The sequence below is a fragment of the Streptomyces sp. genome (assembly GCF_031178505.1).
Taxonomy (GTDB): Bacteria; Actinomycetota; Actinomycetes; order Streptomycetales; family Streptomycetaceae; genus Streptomyces; species Streptomyces gulbargensis.
On record NZ_JAPSIW010000313.1, the window covers coordinates 1 to 7,510 of the forward strand.

Consider the following 7,510-nt stretch of genomic DNA (forward strand, 5'->3'; position numbering starts at 1 on the left):
CGATGGCCTCGCGCAGGTCGCGCTGGTGGCTGTCGGGGTCCTCGCCCGCGAGCTTGTTGGCCTCTTCCTGGGTGAGGTTCTTGATGCCCTGGTCGGTCTTGAAGTGGTACTTGACCCAGAAGACCTCACCGGCCTCGTTGTTCCACTGGAAGGTGTGGGAACCGAAGCCGTCCATGTGGCGGTACGAGGCGGGGATGCCGCGGTCGCCGAACAGCCAGGTCACCTGGTGGGTGGACTCCGGCGAGAGGCCCCAGAAGTCCCAGACGTTGTCAGCCTCCTGCGAGCCGGTGTACGGGTCGCGCTTCTGGGTGTGGATGAAGTCCGGGAACTTGATGGCGTCCCGGATGAAGAACACCGGGGTGTTGTTGCCGACGAGGTCGTAGTTGCCCTCTTCGGTGTAGAACTTCAGGGCGAAGCCGCGCGGGTCACGGACGGCGTCCGCCGCGCCGAGGTTGCCGGCGACGGTGGAGAAGCGCAGGAAGGTCTCCGTCTGCTTGCCCACCTCGGAGAGGAACTTCGCCCGCGTGTACTTCGTGACGTCCGCGGTCACGGTGAAGGTGCCGTAGGCGCCGGCGCCGCGGGCGTGCACCACGCGCTCCGGGATGCGCTCGCGGTTGAAGTGGGCGAGCTTCTCGAGGAGCAGCTGGTCCTGGACGAGGACCGGACCGCCGACGCCCGCCGTCTCGCTGTTCTGGTTGTCGGCGACCGGCGCGCCTGCCTCGGTGGTGAGCGGTCCCTGGGTCACGTGCGCCTCCTGCGTCATTCCTGCGTGTCCTGTCGTCGGCCGGGCCGTGGACGAAACCCTTGGCCGATGCCGGGATCGATCCTACGATAGACAATGTCTAAGTCAAGTGAACTTCCAAAGTCACACCCGTTCGGGACGGAGTCCCCCGACTGTTAGGCTGGTGCGCATGAGTGACCTGTTGGAACGACTGCGCGGACGCGGCTGGCGCATGACAGCGCAGCGCCGCGTCGTGGCCGAGGTCCTGGACGGTGATCACGTGCATCTGACCGCCGACGAGGTCCACGCACGTGCCGTGACGAGGCTGCCCGAGATCTCCCGGGCGACCGTCTACAACACGCTGGGCGAGATGGTCACGCTCGGCGAAGTTATGGAAGTCGCGACGGACGGCCGCGCCAAGCGGTACGACCCGAACGCCCACCGGCCGCACCAGCACCTGGTCTGCGGCCGCTGCGGCGCGATCCGCGACGTCCACCCGGCGGGCGACCCGCTGGCGGACCTGCCGGCCTCCGAGCGCTTCGGTTTCACGATCTCCGACGTGGAGGTCACCTACCGGGGCATCTGCCCGGGCTGCGCGTCGACCGCGTGACCCGGCGCTGACCGCGATGATCCGAGGAAGCCCCCGCTCCGGCGGGGGCTTTCCCCTGCCCCCCCGCCACCCTCAGGTCCCGGACGAACGACGAAGGCCCGGATCCTGAGGATCCGGGCCTTCGTTGCTACTGAGTAGCGGGGACAGGATTTGAACCTGCGACCTCTGGGTTATGAGCCCAGCGAGCTACCGAGCTGCTCCACCCCGCGTCGGTGAACACCACCTTACGGGACCCCCGCGACCAGCGCAAATCCGTTACGCGGTGAGCTCCTCGTGCAGCGCCTCGCTCAGCCGGGCCGCGCGTTCGGCCACCTCGGCCGGGCCCAGCTCGACCGCCCGGGCGCACCAGCGCCGCCCCTCGCTGAGCTCTCCGCGGCGCGCGGCGAGCAGGGCGAGCCGCAGCGCGGCCCGGCCGTGTCCCGCCCGGGCGGCCCTGGTCCACCAGAGCGCCGCCTCCCGCTCGTTCCCCTCACGGGCGAGCAGCAGCCCCAGGTTGAAGGCGCCGTTACGGCTGCCGGCGTCCGCGGCCTCCCGGTACCAGCGGGCGGCCTCCGCCAGGTCGCCCCGCGCGGCGGCGAGCATGCCGACCCGCACCTGCGCGCGCCGGTGCCCCTGCTCGGCGGCCCGCTCGTACCACTCCTCGCACTCGGACTTCTCGTCCCGGGGCGCGCCGAGCACGGCGCCGCCGGGCTCGGGGCGACGGGCGTCGAGCACCGTCGCCAGCCGGAAGGCGGCCTCGGCGCTGCCCCCGCCGGCCGCGCACCTCAGGTGCCGCTCGGCGGTCTGCTCGTCGCCGTCCCGCAGCGCCGCGATGCCGACCTGGAGCGCGGCCTCGGTGTGGCCGGCGGCCGCGGCCCGCTCGTACCAGACGAGGGCCGCGGCGTCGTCGTCCCGGCCCGCGTAGAGGATGCCCAGGTTGAAGGCGGCGTCCACGCTGCCTGCCTCGGCGGCCTTGGAGAACCACGGCTCGGCGCCGTTGGCGTCGCCCGCCTGCAGCAGCAGGACCGCGAGCGCATTGGCGGCCTCGCGGTGGCCCGCGTAGGCGGCCCGGCGGTACCACTGCTCGGCCTGCGCGATCCGGTCCTGGGCGGCGCACAGCAGACCCAGGTTGTACGCCCCGTTGACGTCGCCCGCGTCCATCGCCGCCCGGTACCAGCGCTCGGCCGTCTGCTGCTCGCCCCGGGCCGCGTGCAGGGCGCCCAGCGCGTTGGCCGCGTTGCCGTCACCGTCCTGGGCGGCGCGCAGCCACCAGACGGCCGCGCTCTCCTCGTCACCGGCGTCGCGGAGCAGGAAGCCCAGGGCGCAGGCGGCCCGGGACTCGCCCTCCTTGGCGGAGCTGAGGTACCAGCGGCCGGCCTCCTTGAGCTCGCCGCGCTTCTCCAGAAGGGCGCCGAGATGCAGCGCCGCCCGGCGGTGTCCGCGGGCGGCGGCCTGGCGGAACCACTGCTCCGCCTCGGCGAGTTCGTCACCGGGCTCCACGAGCCCCGTCACCCCGCCCGGTCCCGCGCCGGCGGCCGAGGCCACGGCGGCGGCGCCCGGCAGCCGGGTCCGCGAGGCGCTCTCGTGCGGGCCCCGGGAGGCGGCCGTGGCACGCCGCTCCAGGGCGAGCGCGAGCCGGTAGGCGGCCTCGCGGTGGCCCTGCTCCGCTGCGGCGCGCAGCCAGCGCTCGGCGCCGACGTCGCTGCGGTGCTCCAGGAGGTCGGCGAGGGCGTACGCGCCGAGCGCGTGGCCCTGTTCGGCGGCCTGGCGCAGCCAGTACTCGGCGGCGGGCTCGTCACCGCGCTCGCGGTGGTGACGGCCGAGCGCGTGGGCGGCGGGCGCGGAACCGGCGACGGCGGCGACCCGCCACCAGCCGGCGGCCTCGTCGGGGTAACCGCGCTGGTGCAGCAGGACGCCCAGGTTGTTGGCGGCGGCCCGGTCCCCCTCGGCGGTGGCGGCGCGCAGGTACGGCTCGGCGCCGTCGAGGTCACCGCGGCGCAGCAGCAGGGCGCCGAGGGCGCTCATGGAGGCGGCGTCACCGCGCTCGGCCGCGCGCCGGTGGCGTGCCTCGGTCTCGGCTTCCGTCTCGTGCTCGGTGTCGGCGTCGGTGGTGGTGGTCCGGCTCTCGGCGGTGGTGTCGGGGACCGCATCGACGGCCCTCACTGCCTCGATGATCTCGTCCGCGGCATTTCTGGCGTGCCGCTGCACAAACCGCCCTGTCTCCAACAGAGTTGCCCTGTCCCCCATAAATACCATCGTCGCACCACCCACAACCCGCGCACACCTGGTATACCGCAGCCAGTGAGGTCACCTCAGCGTTTTGTCGACATGCCCACAGAGAGACAAGTCAAACACGACTCACGCCAACTCGCCCCCTCCGTACCGCCCTTCGCCTCCCCGTCGCCACCCCGACACGCGACGAGGGCCCGGATCCTTATGGATCCGAGCCCTCGTCCTGAGTAGCGGGGACAGGATTTGAACCTGCGACCTCTGGGTTATGAGCCCAGCGAGCTACCGAGCTGCTCCACCCCGCGTCGGTGAAACCACAGTATCACGACGCGGGGGGCAGATGCGCAGGTCAGCCGCCGGAGCCCTCGGCGGGCGGGGTGGCCGGGGCGCTCGGCTTGAGCTTCGCCCCCGCTTCGGCCGCCCGCTGCAGCGCCGTCTGGAGCTCCTCCTGCGCCTTGCCGTACGCGGACCAGTCCTGCTTCTGCAGGGCCGCCTCGCCCGCGTCGTACGCCTTCTGCGCGTCGGCGATGGCCTGCTTCAGCTCGGCGTCGGCCGAAGCCGGCGGCGGAGGCGTGGTGCCCGGCGGCGGAGGCGTCGGCGTGCTCGGCCCCTCCACCCCGAAGACCGCGTTGAGCGCCGCGGTGAGGTTGTCCTCGAAGACGGTGACGTCCTTCGTGGTGTCACCGCCCGGCTGGTCCGCGTCCACGTACGACACGGCGACCTTCTTCAGCAGCGGGTAGAGCGCGTTGCGGCCCTGCGCGTACACCGGCTCCACGTACAGGAACCCGCCGTCGAGCGGCACGGTCAGCAGGTTGCCGTACTGGATGTCGGAGTCGGCGCCCCGCATGTCCCGGACGAACTGGGCCACGGACGGCAGACCGTTGAGCTTGCTCTGCACCTGGGCCGGTCCCGGCACGTCCTCGGTGACCCGCAGGAGCCTCATCCGGCCGTACTCCTTGCTGGTGGCGTCGGCGTCGACCGCCATGAAGCCGCCCAGGTTGGGCCGCCCGTTCGGCGTGAACGTCGTCGTCAGCGAGAAGCGCTGCGCCGTGTCCCCGGGCATCTTCATGCTCAGGTAGTACGGCGGGACCGCGTTGCCCTCCTTGTTGGTCGGGTCGTCCGGCACCTGCCAGGCGTCCGAGCCGCTGTAGAACTGCGCGGGGTCGGTGACGTGGTAGCGGGTCAGCAGCTCGCGCTGCACCTTGAACATGTCCTGCGGGTACCGCAGGTGCTCCATCAGGGTGCCGCTGATCTCGGACTTGGCCTTGACCGTGCCCGGGAACGCCTTCATCCAGGTCTTCAGGACCGGGTCCTGGGTGTCCCACTGGTAGAGGGTGACCGAGCCGTCGTACGCGTCGACGGTGGCCTTCACCGAGTTGCGGATGTAGTTGACCTGGTTCTGCTGGGCGACGACGGCGCGCTGCTGGTTGCCGACGGTCAGCGAGTCGGCCGTGGTGTCGCCGAGCGTGGTGCGCGAGGCGTACGGGTAGCCGTTGGTGGTCGTGTAGGCGTCGACGATCCACTGGATCCGGCCGCCGACGACCGCCGGGTAGGCGTCGCCGTCGATGGTCAGCCAGGGCGCGACGGCCTCGACGCGCTCCTTCGGCGTGCGGTTGTAGAGGATCCGCGAACCGTCACCGATGGCTCCCGAGTAGAGGATCTGCGGCTCGCTGAAGGCCACCGCGTACGCGGCGCGGTTGAAGGCGCTGGAGAGGCTGACGCCGCTCTTCCCCTTGTAGCTGGTGGTCTTCTCGCCGTTCTCCTCGTAGTCGAGCTCCTTCTGCGGGCCGCCCACGATCGAGTACTGGTCGGTCTTCTCGCCGTAGTAGATCCGCTGCTCGTACGTCTTCAGCTCACCGGTGGTCGGCAGGCCGGACTCGGTGAAGACCGGCGAACCGTTGGCGTCGGTCTGCGTACCCGTGGCCATGATGGCGCCGTAGCCGTGGGTGTACGTGAAGTGGTCGTTGATCCAGTTCCGCTTCGGGATGCCGCGGATGTTCAGCTCCCGCAGACCGATCACGGTGTCCTTGCCCTGGTAGCGGTCCACGTCCAGGGTCATGGGGAACTGGTAGTACTTCCGCTTCTGCTCCAGCTGCTGGAACGTGGGCGAGACGATGTTGGGGTCGAGCAGGCGGTAGCTGGCCGCGGTCTGCGAGTCGGCGCGCAGCCGGTCCTTCGCCTTGACCGTCGACTTGCCCGAGTAGTTCTCCGGCTTCGCCCCGTCGATCGCGTACGCCTTGCGGGTCGCGTCGATGTTCTTCTGGATGTACGGCGCCTCCTTGGCCTGCTCGTTCGGCTGGACCTGGAACTTCTGCACGATCGCCGGGTAGAGGCCGCCGATCAGGACCGCGGAGAGCACCATCAGGCCGAAGCCGATGACCGGCAGCTGCCAGGTGCGGCGCCAGAGCGTCGCGAAGAACAGCACGGCGCAGATCGCGGCGATGCAGAACAGGATCGTCTTCGCCGGCAGGTAGGCGTTGGCGTCGACGTACCGCAGGCCCGTCCAGTTGCCGGTCGCCTTGAAATCGCTGGACTTCACGGCCAGGCCGTACCGGTCGAGCCAGTACGCCACGGCCTTGAGCGAGACGAAGACGCCGAGCAGCACCGAGAGGTGCCCGGTGGCGGCGGCCGTCGCCCGGGCGCCCGGGCTGGTGATCCGCAGCCCGCCGTACAGGTAGTGCGTGAGGGCGGCGGCGATCAGCGACAGGATGGTGGCGGCGAAACCGAAGGCCAGCAGGAAGCGGTACCAGGGCAGGTCGAAGGCGTAGAACGCCACGTCGAGACCGAACTGGGGATCCTTCTGGCCGAACTTCACCCCGTTGACCCACATCAGCCAGGTGCGCCACTGGCCGGAGGCGGAGGCGCCTGCGATCAGGCCCACCAGGGCGGTGACCGCGAGCAGCACCCACTTCTTGAACGGGGCGATGCCCATGCGGTAGCGGTCGAGGCTCTGCTGCTCCAGCGACATCGCGCTGAGCGGCGGCCGCAGCCGGTGGGCCAGCCAGATGTTGAGGCCGACGGCGAACGCCATCAGCAGACCGAAGACCGCGAAGAGACCGATCTTGGTCCAGAGGGTGGTGGTGAACACGGACGAGTAAGCGACCGAGCGGTACCAGAGCCAGTCCGTCCAGAACCCGGCGAACATCACGAACGCCATGGCCAGAACGGCCAGCACCCCGAGTGTCATGAGCAGGGTCCGGGCCCGCCGGGACGGCCGGCCGACTCTCATCCTTGGCCCGGACGGGCCTCCGCCGCGGTCCGGCATCTGGAAAGCCAACGTGCGCCCCTCGATGTTGATGCGTCTGAAAGCAGGCCCCGCGATCGTAGAGCCCACTGGTGCAACTTACTGAGGCTTTACCTAGTTCCCGTCTTCGGGGGAAGAGGAGGCAGGATATTGGTCATGTCCAACGTTTCCCCCTCCGGGCCGCCCATGGCCTCCAGTCCCCTCACCCGCGCGGTTCTCGAGATCGACGAATACGCGTCGGGTCTCGGCTGGGACCAGCCCGCCCGTCTCTTCGCCCTGGTCGACACCGCGCGGCTGCGTGCCCAGGAGCCCGCCCTCGCCTCGCAGCTCGGCCTCGGCGAGGACGCCACCGCCTACACCCCGATCGAGCAGGACAAGCTGCCCCGGGGGAAGGCGCTCGACGAGTTCCTCGGCACCATCGCCTGGCCCGACGCGGTCGCCGGCTGCGCCCTCACGGTGGAGCGGCTGATGCTGCCCCCGTCGGCGGAGGCCCAGGTGCCCCAGGGCATGAGCGAGAAGCAGCTGGCCAAGTGGGTGGCCGCGCACCCGGACCGGCAGGAGGTGCGGATGACCGTGGCCGTGCTGCGGAACGGGGCGCGCGAGGCGGCGATCCGGCTGCGCGAGAAGGACTCCCCGACCGAGGTCCTGACCGGCCCCGACCTCGTCCCGGGTCTGGCGGAGGCCCTGGCGGCCACCTTCGAGCGCGGACGTGGAGCGTCAGCCCTCG

Annotated in this window: 5 protein-coding genes and 2 tRNA genes; 2 read left to right on the top strand and 5 right to left on the bottom strand. The window is 70.9% G+C overall.

Translation table 11 applies throughout. The annotated features are described in order from the left end of the window. The coding region (locus tag RIF68_RS20240; RefSeq protein ID WP_375165722.1) for a catalase at positions 1 to 763 on the bottom strand (763 nt) is incomplete at its 3' end. A gap of 148 nt (positions 764 to 911) precedes the next feature. Here RIF68_RS20240 and RIF68_RS20245 point away from each other — a divergent pair. Next, positions 912 to 1,331 carry a Fur family transcriptional regulator gene (locus RIF68_RS20245; RefSeq protein ID WP_309052702.1) on the top strand — a complete coding sequence of 140 codons (420 nt, stop codon included), beginning with the start codon at positions 912 to 914 and terminating at the stop codon, positions 1,329 to 1,331. A 135-nt stretch (positions 1,332 to 1,466) separates the two neighbouring features. Here the strand turns inward: RIF68_RS20245 and RIF68_RS20250 are convergent. The 4 genes from RIF68_RS20250 to RIF68_RS20265 form a co-directional block, all read right to left on the bottom strand. Next, a tRNA-Met gene (locus tag RIF68_RS20250) sits at positions 1,467 to 1,540 on the bottom strand. Between the two features lie 46 nt (positions 1,541 to 1,586). Then, the gene (locus RIF68_RS20255; protein WP_309052703.1) at positions 1,587 to 3,566 is read right to left on the bottom strand and encodes a tetratricopeptide repeat protein; all 1,980 of its coding nucleotides are present in this window, start codon (positions 3,564 to 3,566) and stop codon (positions 1,587 to 1,589) included. Positions 3,567 to 3,770: 204 nt separating this feature from the next. Then, positions 3,771 to 3,844: transfer RNA gene (locus RIF68_RS20260), tRNA-Met, on the bottom strand. Positions 3,845 to 3,888: 44 nt separating this feature from the next. Further along, the gene (locus RIF68_RS20265; RefSeq protein WP_309052704.1) at positions 3,889 to 6,804 is read right to left on the bottom strand and encodes a UPF0182 family protein; all 2,916 of its coding nucleotides are present in this window, start codon (positions 6,802 to 6,804) and stop codon (positions 3,889 to 3,891) included. A 135-nt stretch (positions 6,805 to 6,939) separates the two neighbouring features. Between RIF68_RS20265 and RIF68_RS20270 the strand changes: the two genes are divergently transcribed. Further along, positions 6,940 to 7,510, top strand: a 571-nt coding sequence (locus RIF68_RS20270) for a PPA1309 family protein (protein ID WP_309052705.1), incomplete at its 3' end; no start/stop codon positions are given.